This is a genomic window from Arthrobacter psychrolactophilus (assembly GCF_003219795.1).
Lineage (GTDB): Bacteria > Actinomycetota > Actinomycetes > Actinomycetales > Micrococcaceae > Specibacter > Specibacter psychrolactophilus.
Map to the genome: position 1 here is coordinate 263,227 of NZ_QJVC01000003.1, position 24,375 is coordinate 287,601.

General features: G+C 58.2%; 22 protein-coding genes. 5 read left to right on the plus strand and 17 right to left on the minus strand.

The features are described from left to right. The first annotated feature begins 65 nt into the window (after positions 1-65). The gene (locus CVS30_RS05605) at positions 66-878 is read left to right on the plus strand and encodes a response regulator transcription factor (protein ID WP_110484335.1); all 813 of its coding nucleotides are present in this window, start codon (positions 66-68) and stop codon (positions 876-878) included. 411 nt (positions 879-1,289) lie between these two features. Here the strand turns inward: CVS30_RS05605 and CVS30_RS05610 are convergent, their stop codons facing one another. Further along, positions 1,290-2,657 carry an alpha-galactosidase gene (locus CVS30_RS05610; RefSeq protein WP_245934451.1) on the minus strand — a complete coding sequence of 456 codons (1,368 nt, stop codon included), beginning with the start codon at positions 2,655-2,657 and terminating at the stop codon, positions 1,290-1,292. 169 nt (positions 2,658-2,826) lie between these two features. Continuing rightward, entirely contained in the window at positions 2,827-4,497 is a 1,671-nt protein-coding gene (locus CVS30_RS05615) for an ABC transporter substrate-binding protein (protein WP_110484337.1), read from the minus strand. A gap of 490 nt (positions 4,498-4,987) precedes the next feature. On the opposite strand from CVS30_RS05615, the gene CVS30_RS05620 reads away from it, so the two are divergent. Together CVS30_RS05620 and CVS30_RS18530 are read left to right on the plus strand one after the other, a co-directional pair. Further along, complete coding sequence (locus tag CVS30_RS05620) at positions 4,988-5,221, plus strand: hypothetical protein (protein ID WP_146233346.1); 234 nt, start codon at positions 4,988-4,990, stop codon at positions 5,219-5,221. Further along, on the plus strand, positions 5,197-5,316 hold the full coding sequence (locus tag CVS30_RS18530; RefSeq protein WP_370800469.1) for a hypothetical protein: 120 nt from the start codon (positions 5,197-5,199) through the stop codon (positions 5,314-5,316). Before CVS30_RS05620 ends, CVS30_RS18530 begins: the two co-directional genes overlap by 25 nt. Positions 5,317-5,562: 246 nt before the next feature. Here CVS30_RS18530 and CVS30_RS05625 read toward each other — a convergent pair whose 3' ends face one another. From CVS30_RS05625 to CVS30_RS05655, 7 genes are all read right to left on the minus strand, one after another. Continuing rightward, the gene (locus tag CVS30_RS05625; RefSeq protein WP_110484339.1) at positions 5,563-6,501 is read right to left on the minus strand and encodes a carbohydrate kinase family protein; all 939 of its coding nucleotides are present in this window, start codon (positions 6,499-6,501) and stop codon (positions 5,563-5,565) included. A 28-nt stretch (positions 6,502-6,529) separates the two neighbouring features. Then, the gene (locus CVS30_RS05630; RefSeq protein ID WP_110484340.1) at positions 6,530-8,038 is read right to left on the minus strand and encodes a glycoside hydrolase family 32 protein; all 1,509 of its coding nucleotides are present in this window, start codon (positions 8,036-8,038) and stop codon (positions 6,530-6,532) included. Between the two features lie 110 nt (positions 8,039-8,148). After that, positions 8,149-9,753, minus strand: coding sequence for an ABC transporter substrate-binding protein (locus CVS30_RS05635; RefSeq protein WP_245934452.1), 1,605 nt, complete (start codon positions 9,751-9,753; stop codon positions 8,149-8,151). A gap of 26 nt (positions 9,754-9,779) precedes the next feature. After that, positions 9,780-10,748 carry a carbohydrate ABC transporter permease gene (locus tag CVS30_RS05640; protein WP_245934453.1) on the minus strand — a complete coding sequence of 323 codons (969 nt, stop codon included), beginning with the start codon at positions 10,746-10,748 and terminating at the stop codon, positions 9,780-9,782. Positions 10,749-10,755: 7 nt separating this feature from the next. Further along, a complete protein-coding gene (locus tag CVS30_RS05645) occupies positions 10,756-11,718 on the minus strand; it encodes an ABC transporter permease (RefSeq protein ID WP_110484343.1) in 963 nt (320 codons plus the stop codon). Next, on the minus strand, positions 11,715-12,725 hold the full coding sequence (locus tag CVS30_RS05650; protein ID WP_110484344.1) for a LacI family DNA-binding transcriptional regulator: 1,011 nt from the start codon (positions 12,723-12,725) through the stop codon (positions 11,715-11,717). Before CVS30_RS05650 ends, CVS30_RS05645 begins: the two co-directional genes overlap by 4 nt. A gap of 108 nt (positions 12,726-12,833) precedes the next feature. Continuing rightward, positions 12,834-13,208: a hypothetical protein gene (locus tag CVS30_RS05655; protein ID WP_146233347.1), complete on the minus strand. Its 375-nt coding sequence runs from the start codon at positions 13,206-13,208 to the stop codon at positions 12,834-12,836. A 170-nt stretch (positions 13,209-13,378) separates the two neighbouring features. Here CVS30_RS05655 and CVS30_RS05660 point away from each other — a divergent pair, with 170 nt between their 5' ends. Further along, on the plus strand, positions 13,379-14,230 hold the full coding sequence (locus CVS30_RS05660; RefSeq protein ID WP_110484346.1) for an NAD-dependent epimerase/dehydratase family protein: 852 nt from the start codon (positions 13,379-13,381) through the stop codon (positions 14,228-14,230). 36 nt (positions 14,231-14,266) lie between these two features. Here CVS30_RS05660 and CVS30_RS05665 read toward each other — a convergent pair whose 3' ends face one another. From CVS30_RS05665 to CVS30_RS05690, 6 genes are all read right to left on the minus strand, one after another. Continuing rightward, positions 14,267-15,190, minus strand: a complete 924-nt coding sequence (locus tag CVS30_RS05665; RefSeq protein WP_110484347.1) for a carbohydrate kinase family protein — start codon at positions 15,188-15,190, stop codon at positions 14,267-14,269. Between the two features lie 108 nt (positions 15,191-15,298). Then, positions 15,299-16,381 carry an ABC transporter permease gene (locus CVS30_RS05670; protein WP_110484348.1) on the minus strand — a complete coding sequence of 361 codons (1,083 nt, stop codon included), beginning with the start codon at positions 16,379-16,381 and terminating at the stop codon, positions 15,299-15,301. Further along, positions 16,378-17,397, minus strand: a complete 1,020-nt coding sequence (locus tag CVS30_RS05675) for an ABC transporter permease (RefSeq protein WP_110484349.1) — start codon at positions 17,395-17,397, stop codon at positions 16,378-16,380. Before CVS30_RS05675 ends, CVS30_RS05670 begins: the two co-directional genes overlap by 4 nt. Then, positions 17,394-18,914, minus strand: a complete 1,521-nt coding sequence (locus CVS30_RS05680) for a sugar ABC transporter ATP-binding protein (RefSeq protein ID WP_220033870.1) — start codon at positions 18,912-18,914, stop codon at positions 17,394-17,396. The genes CVS30_RS05675 and CVS30_RS05680 overlap by 4 nt, the downstream gene beginning before the upstream one ends. A gap of 78 nt (positions 18,915-18,992) precedes the next feature. Continuing rightward, the gene (locus tag CVS30_RS05685; RefSeq protein ID WP_110484350.1) at positions 18,993-20,015 is read right to left on the minus strand and encodes an autoinducer 2 ABC transporter substrate-binding protein; all 1,023 of its coding nucleotides are present in this window, start codon (positions 20,013-20,015) and stop codon (positions 18,993-18,995) included. A 75-nt stretch (positions 20,016-20,090) separates the two neighbouring features. Further along, the gene (locus CVS30_RS05690; protein ID WP_110484351.1) at positions 20,091-20,960 is read right to left on the minus strand and encodes a sugar phosphate isomerase/epimerase family protein; all 870 of its coding nucleotides are present in this window, start codon (positions 20,958-20,960) and stop codon (positions 20,091-20,093) included. Positions 20,961-21,196: 236 nt separating this feature from the next. On the opposite strand from CVS30_RS05690, the gene CVS30_RS05695 reads away from it, so the two are divergent. Next, positions 21,197-22,240, plus strand: coding sequence for a LacI family DNA-binding transcriptional regulator (locus tag CVS30_RS05695; protein WP_110484352.1), 1,044 nt, complete (start codon positions 21,197-21,199; stop codon positions 22,238-22,240). Between the two features lie 151 nt (positions 22,241-22,391). Here the strand turns inward: CVS30_RS05695 and CVS30_RS18080 are convergent, their stop codons facing one another. Both CVS30_RS18080 and CVS30_RS05705 read right to left on the minus strand, forming a co-directional pair. Further along, on the minus strand, positions 22,392-22,877 hold the full coding sequence (locus CVS30_RS18080) for an HNH endonuclease (protein ID WP_220033871.1): 486 nt from the start codon (positions 22,875-22,877) through the stop codon (positions 22,392-22,394). Between the two features lie 377 nt (positions 22,878-23,254). Next, positions 23,255-24,361, minus strand: coding sequence for a Gfo/Idh/MocA family protein (locus tag CVS30_RS05705; protein WP_110484353.1), 1,107 nt, complete (start codon positions 24,359-24,361; stop codon positions 23,255-23,257). Positions 24,362-24,375: the final 14 nt, after the last annotated feature.

Consider the following 24,375-nt stretch of genomic DNA (forward strand, 5'->3'; position numbering starts at 1 on the left):
TGGGGCCCAACGGTCTTGCATGACAGCAGCAATTTCTAGGTTTTTAGTGATTTAGTGGGGGAAAAATGGACAGTCCTCGTGTGGCGGTCATCGTTGAGGATGACCAAGATATCCGGGAACTAATCAGCGTTGTTCTCAACCAATCGGGTTTTGAGGTTCACGCTGCCAGCACCGGTGCCTCTGGTGTCGAAGCCGTACGGGTCAACAATCCTGCCATTGTGACCCTGGATCTGGGTCTGCCGGACATTGACGGCTTCGAAGTCGCGCGGCAAATCCGCCTGTTTAGTGACGCCTACATCATTATGCTCACGGGCCGGGCAGATGAAATGGATACCCTTCTCGGGTTGGAAACCGGTGCCGATGATTACCTCACCAAGCCCTTCCGACCCAGGGAGCTGAGGGCAAGGGTCAGTGCAATGATGCGCCGTCCCAGATTTGCCGGCGATGGGCCGCCCACGGCAGCAGTGGCAAGTACCTCGGTGCCTGAGTCAGTCACTTCGGATGTTGCACCTCACAGCCAGACGATGAACTCGGCGAGCGATGGAGCATCTGCAAGTGTCCCGAAGGTAGTTAATGGCCTGATGTTGAACAGCGGGGACCGTACCGCGGAAGTAGACGGTACTGAGCTGGAGTTGACTCGCACCGAATTTGATCTTCTCCACGCACTCGTGGACAGCGGCAAGCAGGTGCGCACCAAGTCTGACTTGGTGCGCCGCCTCCGCGGTGAGGAATACGACGTCGGCTCCTACATCAGCGATGCGGACGAACGGACCATTGAGGTCCACGTCGCAAACTTGCGCCGAAAATTGGGCGATGATCCACGAGAACCTCGCTGGATCAAGACCGTCCGAGGTGTGGGTTACCGCCTGGTTCATTAGACGGCGACTCGAGGCTGATCCCGACAGGCTCCTGATACCCGCTGCATACTCGCGGTTACCGGTTCCTCTGCGGTGCTCACTTCAAATCTGTTGAGGGCCATGGACGGCAGTGGCCTGTTGCCATGAGTCAGGTTGAAAAGGATTCTGGCAACCGATCGCGTTTTCAGGTTCTCACCGGGCTGTCACTCGAAGTCTGCTGCGCCGATCAGGAGCAGATCGATCCGTTGTGAGAGGTCCTTTCCAGTCTGCCAGGGGCCAAAGAATGCGGCTGGGGTGGACTGTTTTGGCGTGAGCCGGCAGATATAGCCGCAGAATATGGACAAGTTGTTGTAGCACCTGTGCGCGTTTCACGGATGCGGGAGATGAAGAAAATCATCATGCTTTCAAGCCGACGGGCCTAAAAGGAAATACTCATCTCCCCTCAGGAGGTGCTCCAGCAGAAGCTGTCTTCGACATAGCCGGCACAAGTTCGAACCAACGCACCCCGTGGGACGGAACGGCAACGGCGAAACGACCCTCGGCGTCGAGCTTGAGATTCTGCGCTGGCCCTTGCTCCCAGAGGTCACAGGCAGCCCAGCTTTCCCGCGCAGCGGTGGGCCCAACCACCGAACTCAATGCCACGGTCAGCTCTTGCTCGGAGCCGCCGGTCCAAAACACCGCGACAAAGTGACTCGTGTCGGAGCTGGCGGCCCAAACAATAATTTCACCACTCCCCTGACTTTTTGGCTCCCGGATGATCTCTCGACTGTTCGTTGCTGTGGCCAGGACTCTCGATAGTGCGGGATTTGTCAGGCGCTCTATGGTTGCCTTGTCGGTCAAGGGCAGATCGCCGCCCATCATCAGCGGCGAGCGCCCCATGACCCACAACGTCAGCAGGGTCTGCTGCTCCGCAGGCGTCAGACGAGAATCACGTGGCTCACCGCGTTCGGCGCGGAGGCCGATTCGGCCCAGCGGAAGCATGTCGGCATCGGCCCATCCGCCAGCGCGTTGAAAGGGTGCCCAGCGGGCGAGGCGGGCGAACTGGGCATGGACGTCTTCCCACCGGTCCCAGAGGTCATCGGAGATGCGCCACATGTTGGCATGTTCGCGAAGATGGTCAATGTGGGTTGTAGGTAGGTTCGTCCCAGGAGAAAGGGACAGAATGATCTCCCTCCCACTGCGGGCAATCGCGGTCGCATAGGCGGCGATTTCGTCATCATGGTAGGGCGCCTGCATGTCATCGACCTTGATGAAGTCGACACCCCAGCGGGCGAACTGCGCAACCTGGCCATCGTAATATGCTTGGGCTCCTGGATGCCCATGGTTGAGCCCGAAGTTGTCGGGATTCCAGTTACAGGTATCACCGTGGTTGGCGATCTGCGACGCCGTCCATTCAGTCCCCTCGACGGGGAGATTCTGTTCGACGGCCCTGCGCGGAATGCCACGCATGACGTGGATTCCAAAGCGCAGGCCCATGTCGTGAATGGCGTTGGCGAGGGCAGTAAACCCAGTACTGCCCTCCGCCGAAGGGAACCGGTTCCGAGCTGGCAACTGACGGCCATAGGCATCGAGCACGATAGGGGCGTCCTCGTTGTATCCGTGAGATCTCGCCGTCGGGTCGTACCAGGCGATATCGACGACGACGGTGTCCCAACCGGAGGGCAATAGGTAGTCCCGGATGAACCGGGCATTTTCCAGGACCTCCTCTTCGGTCACCGTTGTGCCATAGCAGTCCCAGCTGTTCCACCCCATGGGCGGAGTAGCTGCCAGCCGGGAGACTGCGCGGTGTGTCGACGACATTTGTTTGCTCGTTTCGGGTTTGTGGCATTGAAGGCTGGCCGCCAGTTTTAGTCGCGGGCTGATTCCCCCGCACAACGGTTTAGATTGTCATGTCATCGCCCCAGCGACTCGGTGACATGGCGATTCAAGAAACCTTTCGCCGCCTTGGTCGTCGCGAATTCCTCAGAAACTACGCATTGGCCACAAATCGTTCGTGGGCGGTGTTTAGCAGGTCAACGTAACCCTTGAGTCCTTGTCCTTCGAGTTCGGCAACATACTTATCCCATTCACTGAGATCACGCTTTCCGAGCACAAACTTGAGGGTATTCGTCTCGACGGTGTCCTTCAAGGGGGTAGCCACCAAGGAGGACTGCTCCAGTTCTGCCTCTTCCAACGGTGCCGGCGCATCGGGTGCGCGGAAAGTCCTGGTTTTCAGAACAGAGTCAATGTACGCCACGGCATCTTTCGGGCTATAGGACTCCTTCAGCTTCCGGCTTTCGGTTCCTTCAGCGGCGAATGTGGAATAGCCCAGGTCCTTCTGTATATCCACTCCCCCCTCACTCTTGAGGTTCCAGGCATCAAGCGAGAATCCGTCTTTGAGCTTGATAACTCCTGAAGCATCCTTTGTGTACTGTTTGCCTTCAACACCCCACCGCAACAGGTCCCGCGCATCAGGGTTATAGAAGTACCAGTCCACAAATTGCAACAACGCCTGGAAGTTGGGTTCGTCCTTTGCCTTGGAACTGAGCATGAATCCATGCCAGAAGTTGCGAGGCCCAATGATGTTGCCCGCGGGGCCGCCGGGCGGCGCGATGAGAATGACCTCATGGGCGCCCTTCCCCAAGGTCTTGTCCAGCGCCGTCGAGTATTCAATGACTGTGCCTGTGTTCCCAGAAGCGGCAAAGACTTTATTACTCGCGAATTTCTCCGCAATACTGGCGTTTCCGCCGCCCGCATCAGAGGCCGTCAATGATTCCGGATCCAGCAGACCGTCCTTGACCAGACCATGGAAGAAGGTCACTAGGTCCTTGTACTCTTTCGAGGTGGCGACGTACTTGAGCTTCTTGGTTTCCTCGTCCATGATCGTGCCGGTGCCGAAGCCCCAGCCTGCCTGCGTACCGAAGGAACGTGCAGCGTAATTGAGCAGTGATTGCCCCTCAAAGCCGTCTGCTAGTGGATAGGAATCCGGATATTTGGCCTTGATCTTGACCAATCCTTCCCGCACCTCATCCCAGGTGTTGGGAATACCTGCGCCTACTTCCTCGAACACGTCCTTGCGGATCATGAGCGAGAAGACGGGAACGGAGACTTCTTGAAGCCCCGGCAACATGTAGTACTTCCCGTCAGCCTGACGCAAATTCTCCATCATCGCTTCAAGGTCCCACTCCTTCACATACTTCTTGAAGTTGGGCATATGTTGCACGTAGTCGCTCATGGGGAGCACCGCTCCGGAGGACACAAACGACTTCTCATCACCTGTGTAGATGAGGGGAATGATGGAGGGAGCATCACCTGCACTGATGAGCAGGCTGCGCTTCTCCACTGCATCGCTGAAGGGAATATGAGTCAGTTCAAGGTTGACATTGGTTCGGGCCTTGATTTCCTTGAACACCTCCCACGAGTCCTTCACCGGAAGTTCTGGCCAATCCGTCCAAAGAATCGAGAGGTTCAATGGCTCCGTGGCCTTGAACTGCATATCTGCCTCGAAGCCCTCCATGGCGCCGACACTCTGGTTTGAGATATCCACGGTGGCATCTGATTTCGTACTGCAACCAACCAGAGCAATGAGTCCGGCTGCGGCGATGCCTGTGACAAATGCTCGCCGACTAAGGGGTGGGTTCTTAAACGTGAAGGTGGCCATGTTCTCTTCCTTGAGTACGAGCTAAAACTGCGTCAGTTTCGATAGTTTCGGAACTTCGTCGATACTTTTGAAGAGTAATCTAGCTCACAAATGAAGTCAATGACTCAGATGATTCCTGTAAATATGACGCGAGCAATCGGCGCTTTAGGGGTCTCCCAGCGATGTTCGGAGAGCCCCCAATCTGGGTGCCGCGCACGCTAAAACCACCTACGGAACCGCGTCGGGGCGGCAAGAATCGCGCACCCTCGATCAATGAATGTGGATGCGGCTGTCCTTACAAGACAGTTCTTTGGGCTCCGTCACGTTTCCGGCCAGCCAGGTCACAAAGTGGAGATCACTCGTAGCGGGCCAGGTCAGACGGAGCAGTCTCTATGATTCCAGATCAGGCCGGTGATTCGTTCGGCTGCGCCTGCTGCCCGCCGAACCTCGCCCTCCTCATCGCCTCGATCGCCCCGTTAGCGTCGAGTCACGGCCTCGAGTCCCGGCCTGGGTGGATGAGTATTCGGTGAAGATCGACGGCGTATCAGCTCGCCCCGTGGTGGTGGATGGATACCTCGTGCTTGAGCCGAGCCCGGTGAATAGTTCCATTGAGCTGGATTTCCACGCAACTCTGGTGATCGATCTGCAGCATCCGCGTCTGGATGCATCCCGCGGGACCATGGCCGTGCGGCACAGGCCGCTCAATCTCTGCTGTACTCAATCCAGCATGGAACCACACCGTTAGATGACAGAAAACTGGGCCCACTCACGCTAATCCCCCACTTTCGATGGGGCAACCGCAGCCACGCGGCGATGCGCGCCTGGATCCCTACTCAGTAATCCGAGGGGTCCTGCGGTTATAGGGAACTCCCGCCTGCGGGCAGCCGGGATCCGATTGGGGTGCCGCCCGGAGCAGGCTGGGAGACACCGCCCACGTAATAGCTGCCGCCGTGCACAACATGACTCGCGGATGGTTCGGCGCCCGACGGCAAGGAGCAATAAGGGTACTTTGCCTTCCGACATTGAGAAGCATTGTTTCGCCGGTGTACAAGTTCCCGAGGTAAGCCCCAGCGTGTGTTTGTCGACTCAGACCGCCGCTTGCTCCAGATGCCATCGCAATTCCTCCGCAGTGGGAGGATTGGCGCCCGGGCGCCGCACCGTGATGGCTGCGGCCATAGATGCGGTCCGCCCCAATGCCTCAAGCACCTCGGGCGCAAAGCTGTCTGTCGGGCGGGTCAGTAGCCCCATGATCAGCGCCGCCATGTAGGAGTCCCCGGCGCCGATCGTGTCCGCAACAGTGGTTTGCACGGACGGGATAGTAATCCGTGACTCCGACGAGGCCAGCAGCGATCCCTGTCCTCCCTTAGTGATCACTGCCAGCCCGGCGCCGAGCCCCAGGACATGCGTGGCCGTCTCCTCGAGGGACTTACGAGGATAGAGCCAAGCGGCGTCCTCATCGCTGAGCTTGACCACATGGCTGAGCTCGATGAACTCCTCAAATGTCTGCAGTGCCTCTGCTTGGCTACCAAGGAGCGCGGGACGAATGTTCGGATCAAAGGTGAGAGTGCAATCATTCCGGAACTTTTGGAGCACCCCCTTGACGGCGTCGGCTCCGGGAGCCAGGAACGCCGCGATCGATCCAGTATGGAACACCTGGGGAGCCTGACCGGGGAATACCGGATCCAGGTCCCAGACGACGTCGAAATCGTACGTAGCCGATCCGTCCTGGGCCAGCGTTGCCGTGGCCGAGGACGTCTTGTCCAGCGAATAAGCGCCCGGAAGGATGGTGACCCCGGCGCTGTGCAGGTGCGTGTCGATGGCGGCGCCGCGCTCGTCGTGGCCGAGGGCTGTCATCAGCCCCGTGGCAACGCCAAGGCGGCCTAGCCCGTAGGCCACATTTGCGGGTGATCCGCCCGGATGCTCGCTGCTTCCGTGAGCGGAAATAACGACGTCGGTCAGGGCCTCTCCGACGACCACCACGTCCAGGGACTCGGTGGAAGGCGGGACTTGGGCTGGGAGGTTCATGGGTGCTTTCTTGTTTCAGATCCGTGGTTCAGGACCAGCGAGTGACCGTCAGGTTCGTGATTGTTGCCCCGCCACCTGTGGCATACAGGGCCACGTCGGTGCTGTTTTCTTGGGGGAAGATCAGTTCCGTCATGGTGACCAGGCCTCCTTGGGCGAATACCTCCACTGAGCAGTGATCCACATAGATGCTCAGCTGATAACTGCCATCGATCGGCAGCAGCGGTGCCGAGTCCAGGGAGGAGAAGCTTTCGTGGAAGTCGCTCTGCCCGGAGTCGCGGCGGTCCACGACGAGGCGTCCTTCCCGAGGGCGGATGCCAATGCGCGTGCCTTCTAGTCCGCTCCCGCGCACCACAAGGCCGAATTCCTCGGCGGTTCCTGGGGTGAAGGTCAGCTCGAGCCGCGCAACGCTGCTGGCTGCCGGCTCAAGCACTCGCGTCTCGTTGGAGATTGTGGTTTCCGCCAGTTCGTACACGGGACTCAACCCGGAGATGGCCGCGAAGTCTTCGGCAACGTGCTGTTCCAGGCGTGGTTGGCCATCTACGGTGCGCAGGAATACTTCGCGGGGCAGCGACATGGGCCCTCGCCAAGGGCTGCTGGGGATCTGGTTGGCGTACTGCCAGTTGTTCATCCAGGCGATCATGAGACGGCGCTGATCCGGGGCATCGCTGAAGGAAACAGCGGCGTAGTAATCCCTTCCCCAGTCCAGCCAGTGGTATTCGGCCAGCCGCGCTGGATCATGGGTTCCTTCTGTCACCGTGGTGTCTGAGGTGAAGGTGGTGCCGTCAAAGTCACCAACAAAGTATTGCCCCCCGGAGCCACTGTTGGGCCCGCCCGGATTCAGATTCACCACGAGCACCCATTTGAGATGCTCCGGATCCCCGTCCACGGGAAGTGGGAACAGGTCGGGGCATTCCCATACTCCGCCGGTTGCGTTGGCCGGGCCAAAGGTGCTTAGCAGCTCCCAGTCCCGCAAGTTCTCTGACTTGTATAGGACCACCTGAAAGTCGGTTGCCTCGACGGCGACCATAACCCAGTAGCTGCCGGCCGCACCGTCGTAGCGGAATACCTTCGGGTCGCGGAACTCGCCGGAGTCCCGGTTCAGCACCGGGTTATTGTCGTATTTAGTCCAGGTGTACCCGCCATCCAGGCTGTGCGCCAGCGACTGGGCTTGCAGGCCCGTGTGAGGGGAGGCCGTTTTGAAGGCGCTGGTATAGATGGCCACCAGGGGTGCCTTGCTTTCCGTGCCGAATCCGCTGGTGTTGTTCCGGTCGAAGACGATGCTGCCGGAGAAGATGTCTTCCTGATCATCGCAGGCGATGGCGACGGGGTGCTCGGTCCAGGTTAAGAGATCCGGGGAGGTGGCGTGCCCCCATGACATATTGCCCCACACATCACCCACAGGGTTGTTCTGAAAGTACAGGTGGTAGACGCCGTCGTGAAAGATCAGGCCGTTGGGGTCATTGAGCCAGGTGTTCTTCGCCGCGAAATGCAAGGCGGGGCGGAAGGTTTCGGCCGTAGTGGCGGTCGAGGCAGTCATAGGGGGCTGTTCTCGTTTCTGTTTTGGTATGAAAAGTGGGTCTCGGTGGTGCTCTGGAACTGGGTTCCGGTGGGCCAGCGCCAGGGACGCCGGCCCACCTCGTCGCGGGGCTAGGAGTTCTGCTTGAAGCGGTCGTAGGCCTGCTGGTACGTCTCGATCATCTTTTCCAGGCCGATGTTCTTGAGCTGGGAAACATAGCCGTCCCATTCGCCGTCAATGCCGCCCTGAACGATCCACTTCGCCAACTTCTGCTGGGTCAGCGATGTCACGTCCGTTTGGATGCTGGAGATTTGCTGCAGTTCCTCATTGGACAGGGGAACGGGCGGGTAGGCATCGTTGGCCGCGTGCGGCAGGTACATCTCCTGAACGATCTTCTGGCGCTCGGCGGCACGCGGTTCCGGTGCCACCACGTTGCTGAAGTCATCCTTGGTGATGATCTTGGGACCGCCGGGGGCAACCTTCTGTCGGCGTTCGCCCTCGCTCGTTGAAGCATCAGCCGGAATCTGGACGAGGATGCCCTTGTCATCCTTCTTCAAGGTGACACCGATCGGGCCCCAGTTGGCCTGCGCCGACTGTACCGGATCGTACAGGTAGTCGACCCAGCGCATCGTGGCGGCCGGATACTTATTGGCCCTAGTGATGGCGAATGCGCCGCGGTTGATCTCCTGATTGTTGGCGACACTGGCACGTTGTTTACCGTCGACGCCGGTCAGAATGGGTACCAGCGCGTAGTCCGCAGCCCGGTCCTCTCCCACCATTTCCTTAATTTCCCACCAGACGAATGATCCGAGGGAGGGGGTGGTGGTCTTCCCCTTGGCCAGGTAGGACTTGTCATCTTGGGAGAATGATTCCGGGTCGATCAGGCCCTCTTGGTACCAGCCATTCAAGGCCGTGATGGCCTTCTTGTACTCGGGCAGGACGGCCGTGAAGACAACCTTGCCGTCCTGGACAATGCGGTGATCCACATTGTCGGGGACGCCACCCAAGGCGGCAATCAGGTCAACGATGTCACCGCAGAAGGTACCGGGCTCGTAGCTCAAGGGGATGGTCTTGCCTCCCCCGGCGAGATCTTCCTTCTTGAACGCCACCAGGGCGTCGTGGTAGTCCTCAATCGTGGAGGGCATCTCGAGCCCCACCTTGTCCAGCCATATCTTGTTGATGGCGAGCATGTGCGGGAACTGCACCAGACCCAGTTCTTCCACCGATGGGAGCGTGTAGATGTGCCCATCCGAGGAGGTGATGGCAGCCTTGATGTCAGGGCGGGCATCGAGGATCTTCTTCAGGTTCGGCGCGTGCGCATCAATCAGGGTTTCCAACGGCAGCAGTGTTCCGTTGGTGCCATAGGTGGCGACCTCGGAATCGCTCAGTCCGGTGTTGAAGAAGGCATCGGGCAGGTCTCCGCTGGCCAGGATCAGGTTCTTCTTTTCCTGGAAGACATTCTCCGGAAGGTTTTGCCAGTCAACGGTGATGTTGGTGGTCTTCTGCCATTCTTGAACGAGGGCCATGGTCTTGTAGTCGGGGGCCAAGGCTGACTTGGTTCCCGAGAACGACAATGTCAGCGGCTTGGTGACAACAGGGTATCCGCTGCCCTGCAGGCCGAAGTCGGCCGAGGCGTCTTCGACGGGTGAATTGGACTTGCCGGAGCAGGCGTTCAGCATGAGTGTGCCTACGGCCAGAACGCTCAGAGAGGTGAAGTTACGGCGTGAAATCATCATTGGTTCATTCCCAACTTGTAGTGGTTTTAGCTTTTGACAGCGCCGATGAGGGCGCCCTTGGTGAAGTGCTTTTGCATAAAGGGAAGTGCGATCATGAGCGGCAGGCTAGAGACCACGATCATGGCGTACTTGGTTAATTCGGCGATCCGTTGTGCTGCGGCGTAGGAGGCTACATCTCCGCCGGTTGTCCCTGTGGAAGAGATATCGGATTGGATCAAGATGTTGCGCAGCACCAGCTGCAGCGGGTACTTCGAATCATCGTTGAGGAAGATCAAGGCATCGAAGAAGGAATTCCAGTTGGCCACCACATGGATCATGATCATGAGCATGATCAGTGATTTGGAGAGCGGAAGCACCATCTTCAGGAAGAACGTGAAGTCGTTGGCACCGTCAATTTGAGCGGCCTCTCGCAGTTCATCAGGGATGGACTGCTCAAAGAAGGACCTGGCAATGATCAAGTTCCACACGCCCACGGCACCGGGAAGAACCACGGCCCACATGGTGTTCAACATGCCCAAGTCGCGAACCACCAGGTACTTGGTGATCAAACCGCCGTCGAAGAACATGGTGATAATGAAGATCAACATGAGGAACTTTCGTCCCGGAAGATCCTTCCGGGACAGGGCGTAGGCGCCGCACAGAATGGCGGTGACGCTGATGGCCGTTCCCACGATCGTGTACAGGAAGGTGTTACCCAGGCCCTGCCAGATGCGTATGTCCCCAAATATCCGCTGGTAGCCCTCGAAGGTGATTCCTTGGGGGAAGAACCAAACGTTGCCCTCGTAGATCTGGTTGGGATCGCTGATGGAGGCGATCAACACGAAGTACAGCGGGTAGACCACTGCCGCAATGGCGAGCAACAACAAGATCACTGCCATGGTGTTGAAGACCGGATCGGCGAACTTGTCCCGGAGCCGGGGTCGGCGTCGACCGCTTATTGGCGGCTTGCTGACTGAGGCGCGTCTCTCGCCTCGCGTTGGAGTTTCAATAGTCACAGCGACATCACCACAGACTTGCTTGTTGGGTCCGGCGTGCGATCCAGTTGAAAGTCACCAGGAGCGCCAGATTGAGGATGGAGTTGAAGAGGCCAATTGCGGCTGAGTAGCTGAACTGGGCTTGCTGCAGGCCTGCGTGGTAAACGTAGGTCTGGATGATTTCCGAGGCGGAGAGATTCAAGTCGGTCTGCATCAACAAGGCCTTTTCAAATCCAACGTTGAGCAGGCTTCCGATGGCCAGGATGAACAAAATCGTGATGACCGGGGTGATGCCGGGAAGGTCGATGTGGCGGACGCGCTGGAACTTGCTGGCGCCGTCGACCTTGGCGGCCTCATGCAGGGAGGGATCGATACTGGCCAGGGCGGCGAGGTAAACGATCATGGAGAATCCGGCGTTCTGCCAGACATCCGAGATGACATACACCGGTCGGAACCATTCGGGGGTGCCCATGAAGAAGATGGGCTCTCCGCCGGTTAGCTTGATGATGTTGTTGACCATGCCCGAGCGGGGCGAGAGGAGGACAAACATGATGCCCACAACCACCACGGTGGAGATGAACGCCGGGGAGTACAGCACGGTCTGCGTGAATTTCTTGAACCGCTCGCTCTGAAGCTGATTGACCACCAGGGCCAGAATGATCGGCACCGGGAAGGCAATGACCAGGCCAAGAACCGCGATCCACAGCGTGTTCCCGATGACCTGACCGAATTGGTAGGAATTGATGAATCGAACAAAATTATCCAAGCCAACCCAGGGGCTGCCGCTGAAGCCGTCGATCGGGTTGTAGTTGCGAAATGCGATCTGGACGCCATACATGGGCCAGTACTTGAAGAGCGCAACGTAGACCAGCGCCGGCGCTAGTAATACGTATAACTGCCACGCCCTGAGGACGCGCTTGAAGCGCATCGAGAGCGGAATGTGCCGCTGAGTGGGTTGTTCACCCCTCCGCTTTTTTAGTGTCTGACTCATTGGGACTCCTTGATCTTTTCCACTGAGTTTCGTTCGATGAGAGAACAAGCCATAAGTTCAACTTGCCCTTGAGGTTTAATTCCTTCGAGAATGAGGTCCACCGCGCGCCGACCCATCTGTTCGAAAGGGAGCTCCAGGGTGGTGAGCCCGGGCCGAAGGTGTGGGGCCAGGGTCTCCTGATTGTCGAATCCAATAATGGAAACGTCCTCCGGGACCCTTTTGCCGAGTTCCAGCAGGGCCTGATAAGCACCCCAGGCGGTTCTGTCATTCGCGCAGAAAATCGCGGTGGGCGGTTCCGGCTCCTGCATGAGTTCAACGACATATTTGAAGCCGTATGGCTCGCTACCTTGACCGAATCTAACAAGCGCGGGATCGACAGACACTCCTGCACCTTCCAACGCCCGAACATAGCCTTTGTACCGCCCAACGGCTCCGGGAAGTCCGCTTTCCAGGGATTCGATATTGATCAACCCGATCCGGCGATGGCCGGCCTTGAGAAGATATTGCGTTGCCTCGAATCCACCACTGACCTCATCCGGGGCAATGCTGGGGAAATAGCCAGCCTGATCCTCGGAATTCAGCACCACGGTTGGCACCTCACGGAGCACTTTCGGAACATCCACCATCTGGTGATACATGGACGCGTAGACAACGCCGGCCACCTTGTAGGACAGCAGGGTTTCCAACGACGCCCGTTCCAGTTCCTTATCGCCACCTGTGCTCACGGCAATCAACAGCAGCCCTGATTCCCAGGCGCGTTCCTGTGCGCCTTCAATGATTTTTCCGGCAAAAGGCGAAGTTGCCACGGAGTCACCAATGAAACCGATCATGCCCGCCACACCCTCGCGCAACACCTTTGCATGCGCGTTGGTTCGGTACCCCAGGATTTCCACAGCCTTATGGACGCGGTCCTTGGTGGCGTCCGAAAAGCGGGACCCACTCACGTCATTGAGAACAAGCGAGACAGTTGCCTGGGAAACGCCAGCTTCACGAGCCACGTCATGCATTGTGGGTCCTGTTGCGGATTGTTTCCGTGCCATTGTTTCCCTTGCCTCACCCTTGAGTTATGCGTATAACCGAACTCGATAAACAATAATGTGAGTCACGGCACTCCGTCAAGCCCGAAATAAAACATTTTTAAAAAACTTCTGCGGCCTCATCGCAATGCTGTTCCTCTCCCCTCCAGCGGAGTTCCCGGTAGCCTCTGCAGCGGATTTACGGCAGTAATAAAGTACGACGGCGGCCACCTCACCATGGTTTGCGCCCAGCCGCGCGGCACCCGCAGGTGCCCTGAGAACCGTGGCGGAGGGGTCCGCCGTCGGAGTACTGGGAGATTCCCGGGCGCCGTCGGCGACGCGTCCCACGGAAGCCCGTATATTGTTCGCATCAACCCAGCCGGCGTCGAGTTCTAGCTCGTAGGCGCGACCGCTGAAGGGCAGGGTGAAACTTCCGTTGACCGTCTGGGCGGGCGCAGTGGTGGTCGCGCTCAAGTAGTTCGCCAATGAGGCAACGGGACGTCTGGCAAGGTTGCAACGGCCGTCACTCCGAGGTGCCAGCCTCAGCTCGCGGACCATCGAATCGTGGCCTTAGTAGCTGTCCGTTGCGTTGCTAGGCACCTCACGGGAGGCGAATTTCCGGTATGGTCTGACACGATGGTGCCATGACTATCTTGATTGTTGGATGCGGAGATCTTGGAACCGAAATCGGGCTTCGACTTGTCGCATCGGGACAGGATGTTCTTGCCTGGCGCCGCAACTCCGAACTGCTCCCCCACTGCTTTGACCGGGCCTCCGTGGATCTGGCCAACGAACTCCCGACGATCCCACAGAGCGTGACCACCGTTGTGATAACCGTCGCCGCCAGCAGTCACACCGAAGAGGCCTACCGATTAGCGCACATCACGGGGCTGACAAAAGTCCTGGACGCCCTCGAACGGGACCATCTTGTGCCAGAAAAGGTGCTGCTGATCTCCTCAACAACCGTTTACGGAAACACAACGGGCCATGTCGATGAAAGCACGGTTGCCGAGCCCAACTCTTTCAGCGGAAGAATCACCTTGCAGGCAGAGGAAAATCTGCACGCTCGCTATGCTGGCACTGCCACGAAAAGTATTGTCTTACGCCTGAGCGGCATCTATGGTCCGGGCAGAACTAGGCTCATCGATCTCGTCAAAAACCTAGGTGCCGTCATCCCGGACAGTCCTCGCCTCACCAATCGGATTCATCGCGATGACGCCGCCGCGGCAGCCGTTCATTTACTGACGATCCCCAGCGCCGACCCACTGTATCTCGGCGTGGACGATCATCCCGTAGATCTCGGAAAGGTTCTGCGCTTCCTCGCCCGCGAGCTGAACTCCGACGAACCACCCACCGGCCCGGTGCCCATCACCCGCGGCGGTGACAAACGCTGCTCAAATAGCCTGCTGAAGGGCACCGGCTTTGAGTTCAGCTACCCCAGCTACATCGAGGGCTACCGCGCGCTTCTTCAGGGAATCGGCACACGGCACCCCTGATGCAGCTGATGCGGGTCTCCGGACATCTGTTGGCGGCTACATCTGGGCGGGACCGCTGCGTAATTCGCTAAGAGACGGCGGGTTAGCCCCGGGCCGGCGGACGGTGATGGCCGCGGCGTTGCTCGCCATGGTCCCCAGTGACATCAGAGACCCTGTCGTCCAGCTGTCGTTGCCATGGCTGAGTAGCCCAAAGATCAGTGCGGCCATATAGGAATCACCGGCACCGATGGTGTCGGCAACAACTGAGCGTACCGCCGGGACGCTGACCTCGAGGCTTGGCGTCAGCAACATTGATCCTTCGGCGCCAAGGGTCACGGCCGCCAGATCAGCACCGAGCGCAAGTATGTGCCGCCCCGTTTCCTCAGGTGTTTTGCCGGGGTAAAGCCAGGCCGCATCCTCGTCGCTGAGTTTGACAACGTTCGTGATGGGTACGAGGTCTTCAAAAATGGAAAGAGCCTCGTGGTGGCTGCCCAGCAGGTCCGGCCGGATATTTGGATCGTAGCTCACGGTACTTGTGCCAGCATGCGCCTGAAGAATGCTTTTGACCGCGGCGGCGCCCGGGGACAGAAAGCTGGCTATCGATCCGGTATGGACAAGCCTGGGCTGGTAGTTGGCGATGGCTGAACCCAAAGCCCAGGTGAGGTCAAAGTCGTAGCTGGCGGATCCGTCGTCGGCCAGCGTTGCCGTGGCTGTGGAGGTGGTCTCCATGGACTGTGAGCCTGGCAGAAGCGTCACTCCAGCGCCAGCAAGGTGCGAGTCGATTGCAGCACCGCGAGCATCCTTGCCGATGGCGGTGAGGAATCCGGTGGACATGCCTAGCCGCGCAAGGCCAAAGGCTACATTTGCGGGCGAGCCTCCGGGATGTTCGGAAATAGTATCTCCGGAATGGACCACGTCTATGAGTGCCTCACCGACCACGATGACGTCGAAAGCGTTTGTAACTACTGCGGAAGAATTCATCAAAAGTACCTTCAAGTTGTGATCGGACCATCAAAGTAGTCCCTGCCGGTAGTCAGGTGGGACGCCTGCGGCGAAGCCCGGTTCAGGGCCCCGCCGCTGTGGTTGGGTTTAGTACAAGACGCCAAACTTCTTGCGTGTCAGGTTATTCAGGAGCGAGGCCCCAATGAGCAGCAGGCCCAGGGCCAACAACTGCAGCTGGGTGCCTTCGTTGCCCGCGAACGCCAAGAGGATGCCGGCATTGAGCCAGACAACCAGCAAGGTCGCCAGCAAGATCCCGGATACCCGGCCGATCCCGCCAGTGATGGCGACACCGCCGAGCACGGCGATGGTAATGGCTGGGAGGGCGAGCCCGTTTCCAGACACACCGGCATCGGGACGTGCCGAGGCAAATTGAGCCACGATCACAATGGCGACCAACCCGGAAATCAAACCCGAGAGCACGTACGCCATCATGCGATTGGCGCGGGTGTCCACGCCGGCCCATCGGGCGGCGACGTCGTTTGTTCCCAGTGCGTAAAGCCTGCGGCCGAAGGTGGTTCGGTTGAGCAGAATCCAGGCAAGCAGGGCAGTGGGGATCAGGAAGGTGAAGATACCCAACGGGATATTGGGCAAGTTGTAGCCAATGACCGGGATTTCCACGGACTGGGCCGCCGAAAAGAAATCCTGGATCTGAATCGTGCTGATGGGCTTTTGTCCGCTGATAATCAACGCCAGGGACTTGAACGCGTAGAACGTGGCGAGCGTTGCAATCAAGGGCGGGAAGCCAATGTAGGCCACCAGGAATCCGTTGATGGCACCGCACACGGCTCCGGCGACGGCGGTAATGACGATGGACGGGAAGAGTCCCAAATCCCAGATGCCATAGGAATAGCCAAAAACAATGCAGCACAGTGACACGATGGCGCCTACGGAAAGATCGATGCCTCCGCGGCCGGACAGGATGACCATGAGCTCCGCCAGGCCAAGCATCGCCAACGGAACGGCACTAATCAAGGCCGCCGCCAAGTAGTCAGCGTCGTAGGATCCGCTCATGGCTCCGGCTGCGTCCAGTGACATCATGACCGCAAGGACCACCACAATCAGCAACCCCAAGAGCGCGATCCGCTGAGTCAACAGCATCTTTACGCTCTTATATCCGAAGCCGTGGCTACGTTGTTGTACGTCATTTCTCTTTAGGGTGGTGGTGCTCATGATTTCCTCCTGGAGCGTTCACGGAGAATATCCGTTCCGACTGCTGCGATGATGGCAACTCCGACAAAGAAGTCGGAAAGCTGCGAGGGCCACCCCATCTGGGTGACACCAGAGGTAACCGTCTGGACCAGAATGGCACCAAGGAGTGTGCCCAGGACTGTCCCCCGGCCTCCAAGGATCGAGGTTCCGCCAATGACGACGGCGGCAATGACGGCCAGTTCCCGGCCGGCGCCAACGGATTGCTCCAAAGTGGAGGTGCCTTGGCCAATCAGGAAGCAGGCGGCCAAGCCAACCAGCGCACCCGTGATGACGTATGTGCGCAAAATAAGGGGCTTGACCTTGATGCCCGCCAGACGGGCAGCAGTTTCATTGCCGCCGACGGCGAACAAGTGCCGGCCACTGGCTGCATGGCGCAGATACCACCAGGCCAGGGCAACCACAATGACGGTGATGGCGAAGCTGTGGGGAATGCCAAAGGTCCGTCCGGCTTCTCCTCGTCCGAAGACATCGAAGGTGTCCGGCAGCCCATTGACAGTGGATGAACCAAAGAATCGCAGTCCAATAAATTGGAACAGATTAGCGGTACCGAAGGTGATGATGATGGCGTGAATCTTGCCGTAGGCCACCAGGTAACCATTCACCAAGCCAAGCAGCGCACCCACCGCAACGGATAGTAGTACCGCGGGGATCAACGGGATGCCCGTCGCCACCATGGTTTGAGAGGTGACCACCGAGGTGACCATGATGGCAGCTCCCACGGAGACGTCAATCCCGGCCGTGATAATGATGAGCGTCATGCCCACACCAATTAAGGCAATCGGGGCAACGGCCACCAGAAGCGGCAGGATGGAACCGGCCGTTAAGAACGCCGGCGTCAGCAGCCCCAGGAGAATCCAGAGGACGGCGATGATGCCGATGAGGACAACCTCCTGGCCCGTAACCAGGCTGGGAAGTATTTTTTTCGCGACGGGGATTCCGGCCGTGACTTGTGGACGTGATTTCTCAGTGGTTCTCATGCTTCCTTCCTTATGGGAACGGCGCCGGAGGCGGCGGCGAGGATGTCGACTTGGGTCGCGTCGTGACCAAATTCGGCCGCGATTCTCCCTTCGCGTACCACCAGGACCCGATCCGAAATACGCAGCACCTCGGAGAGATCCGTGGTCACCACAAGAACTGCGGTACCGGATTCGGCCAGATCACCAATCAAGCGGTGGATTTCTTCTTTGGCGCCAACGTCCACACCCTGTGTGGGTTCGGCCAGGATGAGAAGTTTCGGAGTGGAGAGCAGTTGGCGGGCAATGACCACCTTCTGGGCGTTTCCACCAGACATGGCGCTGATCGGCTGATTTTCGTTGGGAGTCTTAACGCCCAATCGCTTGATCAGATCCAGTGCGATGTCGCGTTCCCGGCCTCTATTGATCCAGCCCTTCACGGGGCTGAGCTTTGCCAAATCACCAATGGAAATATTGAAGCGGATGCTTTGGAAGGAGAAGACGCCCTGCGCCGAACGATTCGCCGGAACTAAGGTGATGCCGCGGCGTCGTGCTTCCGCGGGCCCCTTGTTCACCATGGCTTTTCCTTGATAGACCATGCGGCCACCGGTGGGCTGCTTCATGCCATAAACGGCCTCGGCAATCTCGGCAACACCCGATCCCAGGAGGCCGTACAGTCCCAGAATTTCTCCGGGGCGAATCTGGAGGTCTACACCGTGGAGGAGATGTCCGACGTCGAGCTGGTGCAGTTCCAGCGTTGGCGAGAGCCCGTCGAAGCTGCGTTCCGGACGCTTCTCCGTGACGATCCCGCCGACCATGAGTTCGGCAATTTTGGTGACGGTGAGGTCCTTGATGTCGTAAGTATCCAGGGTCTGGCCATCACGCATGACCGTGACGGTGTCGGCGATCTCAAAAAGCTCATCCAAGCGGTGGGTGATGTAGATGACGGCCACACCGCGGGCGGTCAAGCGCCGAACGATCGAGAAGAGCACATTGATCTCGGTGTCGGTGAGGATCGCGGAGGGTTCATCAAGAATCAGAATCCTGGCCTCCCCCGCCACAGCCTTGGCGATGGAGACTTGTTGCTGCTGTGCAATGGACAGGTCGCCAACCGGCGCAGTCGCCAAATGGTGGGGCAGGCCAATCATGTCCAACAACTCATGAATCTGGGCTGCCTGGGCGGCCCAGTCAACACGCAGGCCGCGCTTGATTTCGCGCCCGATGAAAATGTTCTCGGTGATGCTCAGCTCGGGGAAGAGCTGTGGTTCCTGGTAAACCGTCTGAACGCCGAGCTCGATGGCGTCGGTCGTTGAGGCAATCGAAACGGCTTCGCCGTCAAAGGCAATCGTGCCGGTATTGGGCTGTTCGGCGCCGGCAAGAATCTTGATGAGGGTGGATTTTCCGGCCCCATTTTCGCCGACCAGAGCGTGCACGGTGCCCGGATAGACCGTCAACTCCGCTTGCCGGATGGCTCGTACGCCTCCGTAATTCTTGGAGATGCCGCGCATGGCGATGCGGGGCGTTGTTATTTGTTCACTCACTGTGCGCTGTCCTTGGTCGGGATGTGTTGGGCCAGAAGGGGCGGGCGGTGCCGGAATTGGGGCACCGCCCACAATCGGTCAGTACTTGAATTGCTGGACATTGTCTTTAGTGAAGACCAGGGGCGGGCCGAGCAACTCAATCTTGCTCTCGGCGTCAAAAGTGACACCCTTGATCTTGTCGTCAACATCGAACGCCGGCTCCAACGTCTTGTCGTCGGCGAGCTCCTTGCCCGTCCATGCGGTCAGGTAGCCAAGATTCTGCACGTCCCACAGCACTGAGGCACTGGAGGATCCATCTTTCAGGTACGGTGCCATGGCCATGGGGGTTCCACCACCAACGGTGAAGACCTGGCCGATCTTTCCAGCATCCTTGACCGCCTGGGCAACACCTGGGGCTGCTGCGGAGCACAATCCAACGATGCCCTTGAGGTTAGGGTGGGCGTTCATTAAGTCCGTCGCCATGGCAGCAGCCTTGGCCTGGTCTTCGCCTGCGTAGACCAGATCCACGAGCTTGCCCTGCGGGTAGTTGGCGGCAACGTCCTTTTTAATGACCTCAATGTAGGCGTTCAAGTTGGCGGCCGTCTCGGAACAGGAGACGATGGCGAATTCACCGGTGCCACCCATGGCTTTCATGAGGCTCTCGCTCAAGGCCTTCCCGTGGTTTTCTTCAGTTGTCTGGTTGACGAACACCTGGCGTACGGAATTCGGTGCGTCAGTGTCCGCCGTGGCCACCTTTATCCCGGCCTCTTGTGCCTGCTTCAGCAATGGCGCCATCGAATCGGGATCATTCGGCGCCACGATGAGAGCGTCAACCTTTTGCTGAATGAGAGAGCGGACGATGTCGGCCTGAGCTGCGGCATCCGCCGTCGTGGGGCCCTGGTAGAGCCACTCAATACCCAGGTCCTCAGCTGCCTGCTGACCTCCGGCATTCATGGCCTCAAAGTAGGGGATGCCTTGAAGCTTGGGCACAAATGCAACCGTGGTCTTCCCCGAGTCCCCGGATCCGGAGTCAGCGGTGGAGTTCTTGTTGGTGCAACCCGTCAGTGCCAATGCACCGATGGCCAGAACGGCAGCCGACTGAAGTAGTTTCTTTTTCAGCATGTTTATCTCCCTTGATATGTTTCGCTGGTGGGCAGGCGGCTCCGCCGTGGCCCGTGGTGGGTAGTTCGTGGCGAACTAGTGGAGTTCGATGGTTTTGATGGCGGTGAGTTTGTCGCGAATAAAGGCGTTTGCGTGTGCGCCGAGCTCTTCGTTGTCTGCCCACAGATTCCGCCAAATGCCGAGCATGCGGCTCAGGTCCGGTGCAACAACGGCGGAAGAAAAGGACTCAAAGACAACAGGTCCGTCGTAGCCAATGCGGCCCAGAGCCTTGAAGAAGTTGTCAAAGTCAACGTTGCCCGTACCGAGGTAACCGCGGTGGCTCTCTCCGATGTGAACATAGCGAAGCACGTCTGCCGTATCCAGGACCGGAGAGAACATATCGGACTCTTCGATGTTCATGTGGTAGGTGTCCAGATGAACACCCAGGTTTCCGCGATTGACGTCTTGGAGGTAGGCAAGGGCCTGACGTCCGGTGTTGAGAACGTTCGTCTCATAGCGGTTGACAACCTCGAGAGCTACATTGATGCCCAGCCCGGCGGCACGATCGGCAATACGTCCGATGACGGCCTTGCTGTTTTCTAGGCCCTTGGCCGTGGGTGGCTCCATGTACTTCTTCATGGAGCTGTAAATGACACCACAAAATTCGGTGCCGCCCATTTCCGCAACTACGTCAACGGCCCGGTTCAGCAATTCCTCCCCTGCCTTGACGACAGCGGAATCCTCACTGCTGACGTCCGTTGCCTCCGAGAGACCCAAGGACGCAGAAACGGAAAGCCCGTACTCAGCCAAGGCCGATTTGGCCGTGGCAACGTCGAAGGAGAACGGGTCCATCAAAGGAAACTCGATCAGGTCAAAGCCTGCTTCGTGTGTCTTCTGCACGGAATAACGGATGCCCTCGGCATCGAAACGACCGGTCCATACCAGACCATGGCAACCAATTTTCATGGGAATCCTACCTAATAGTTTTGAGGGTCAAAGCTGTGGAATACTCGACCTGCAACGTTGCAAGTTGCCACTGAAAATTAGATTAGGAGAAGACTTGCAACGTGTCAAGTACCATTTGTAACGTTGCATATTTGGTGATCCACGGTTACCATGTAGTCTACGAAGACTGAATTGGAACGTCACAATTCCAAGCCGAGACGGCTTCAGTTAACTCACTGCCGTATGGAGGAGCCGCGTTGAGCAAGAGCGTCAAGGATGTCGCCGCATTGGCGAACGTATCCGCATCTACGGTTTCGAACTACCTCAACCGGCCTCATCTTTTGGGTGAAGGAAGCCGCAAGCGCGTCGCCGCGGCCATAGCCGAGCTCGGATTTGTGCCAAATGAATCGGCGCGCCAGTTGCGTGCCGGCTCAAGCAAGACCCTGGCCCTGATCCTGTTGGACGCCTGGCTGCCATACTTTAGTGACTTGTCCCGTGGCGTCGAGGACGTGGTTCGAGACCGCGGATGGTCGTTGTTCTTTAGTAACAGCAACAGGGATATCGAGCGCGAAATGGCTAATCTGGACATGTTCGAGGCACACCGCGTTCAAGGCCTCGTCATCATCCCGCAGGGCCTGGTCAAGGATCGGCTGGAACAGCTTCAGGGCCGTGGCATCGAGTGCGTGGTGGTGGGACCCACGGAGAAGTCCGATCACATTTCCGCTGTGACCTTTGATGACATTGGCGGCGGCAGACTAGCCGGATCTCACCTTGTGGACATTGGCCGACGCCGACTCGCGTTTCTGGGTAACCCTCACAATGTTGTCCAGTCCGCTGACCGTTTAGAGGGCCTGATGCAGGCTGTTGCAGCCTCGGAAAACGACACCACGGTCATGACGGTAACGGTTACTAACCTGACCATTGAAGACGGCATCGAAGCGGCCGAGCAGATCCTATCCATGTCCGAATCAGAGCGGCCCGATGCAATCTTTGCCGCCAATGACATGGTGGCTATTGGCGCCTTGAACGTGTTCTTGCGTGCTGGAATTAGAGTTCCCGAGGACATCGCGATTGTTGGTTATGACGATGTGCCTCACGCCCGCCAGGCGGCAGTCACGTTGACTACCATCCGTCAGCCCGCCTATGAGATGGGACGCGCCGCTGGCCAGCAACTCCTAGAGCAGATTGAACGTCCGGGCAGTCGGGAAGTGCAGCAACGTGTGTTCGGCGCGCAATTAGTCCAGCGTGAATCCACGCTTGGACGCTTTGATGCATGCAAGGAGTCAGCCCCCTCGGTGTAGGCCCCTGTGCCGGCTCCGACTCTTAGCTACGGGGACTGCCATCGGAACCGGTGTGTATGACAGTAGAATCTCCGCGAGGACTTCGCTGGAACAAATTTTTCCGCGTCCAAACGTGCGGCTATTGCAGGTGGATCATTTAACCCAGATGACCTCAGCGACGAATGGTCAACCCTGCCGCTTTGGAACGGTTACAAGGCCCACATAGGATCTGCAGGTTCTCGCTGTTATTGCTTCCGCCCATTGAAACCGGAATAACGTGGTCAAATTGCAGTTCCGATGTGGAACCACAAGCTCGGCATGTTCCCTCGTCGCGCGCCCAGATGTACTGCTTGACATCATCAGGAATCGATCGTCTGGCGGTTGAGCTACGCGGTGCTGATCCCATAGCAATAGTCGCTTGAGCGCGCTCGATTTGTTGGACTTGCCGTTGCTCTCTTGTCACAATGAGGGCATGGACTTGGGCGCCCGTAAGCCGATCGTTGTCCCAGTAGAATTTACCCCGAAACTGCCAGTAGCGCCTCTCACCGATGCGAGCCAACAGCACGGGACGACTCTTTTGACTTTCTTGGCGGTCCAGGAATTCTTGTTTTGTATATTCGCCTACACGATAGGCTTCCCTGCCCACTGTAAGTTCCACGGGCCCCTTTTTCGTCCAGAAACTGGGACGGTGAGTCACCGTAATATTTTCGACCCTGCGAAGCATCCCCACACGCCCATTCTGAATCTTATGAAACCAATTACGGGATCTCTCCCGATCGAATTGTAGGCAAGTCTACAATTCCGCCAAGGTTGACACCACAACAGTCACGATGGAGCAATATCGTGGCGGGAGCTCCACCCGATCAGGAATTCGTCTGTGCCATAGGTTAACCACGCATTCCTTCTTCTTGATATTCCGCAGATGTGGATGTTCCGGGTTGATTTCCAGAACATCCACATTCATGCGCCGTTTACACAGCGGGCATTTGTCTTGTCGTGTGGACACCGCGCTAGTGCATCGTGCAGCCCGTCAGATCACCCAGTGATCTCGGAAATGCGGACTTTTCTACCTTCGCGCAGGGACAGCGAGAGCGCGTCGGCGGTGGCGATGGACGCCGCCGCCGCGCTACCGTCGGTCAGCTTGGCAAACTCGGCCACCGGTTCTTCTCCGCGCATGAGCCCATGGAAGTACGTCACTTCGTCTTCAATCATGCCGCGCAACCAGAGCGACGGCTCCATAGAGGGGTTACCGAAAAGCACCCCGCTATCGGCCGCCCCCTCAATGTAGAAGCGATTCCGATCGGCGTCCTCTTCCTCGGACCGGTGCAGCAGGAAGGTTTCACCTCCAGTCGAGGTTCGCATGGTGACTCCGGTGTCCTGTAGGTCAATGCGGATAGCGCCTTTAGTTCCCTCGATGAGGACGTAGTGCTCAGGCCAGCGGAACGCCGAGCCGTATTCCAAGACGGCAAAGGTATTGTTGCCGAATTCCAAGGTCATCAGCAGCAGGTCGTCTTCGTCTCCGAAGCCAGGTCCCTGATGTGCCACATTTCCTCCGACCATGGTGGCCTCTACCGCCGGACCCATGATGAACTGGACGAAGTCGAGTTCATGTATGTGGTGGTAGAGGTGCCCTCCTGAAAGCTCGCGACGCTTCTTCCATGTCACTTCGGCCTGAGGTTCTTCCCAGTTGTTGCGCACGGCGCGGCAGAACACCACTTCACCAATCGCGCCGTCCGCGATCAGAGATTTCACTCGGCGTACCCCGCTCATGAAGTTCATTGCGTGCCCTGCCATGAACAGCACGCCAGCCTGACCTGTTGCCTCGATCATGCGCGAGCAGTCGTCAAAGTTGAGGGCAATGGGCTTTTCGCAAAAGACAGCCTTGCCATTCCGTGCGGCGATCAGCACAGCTTCGGAATGCGCCCAATTTGGGGAAGCGACTACAACAGCATCAACGTCTTCACTGGAGCACAGCTCCTCGATTGAATCATGAACCTTGGCACCAAAGGAATCCGCTGCTCGGGTGGCATGCTCAGGGTCGTAGACAGCGCTAATGCGAGCCTGCGGAAGATTGGCCAGTGCCCGTCCAAGAGCCAAACCAAAGTAGCCGGCGCCAACTAGTCCATATCGAGTTTCAGTCATGGTGTACCTTTCAG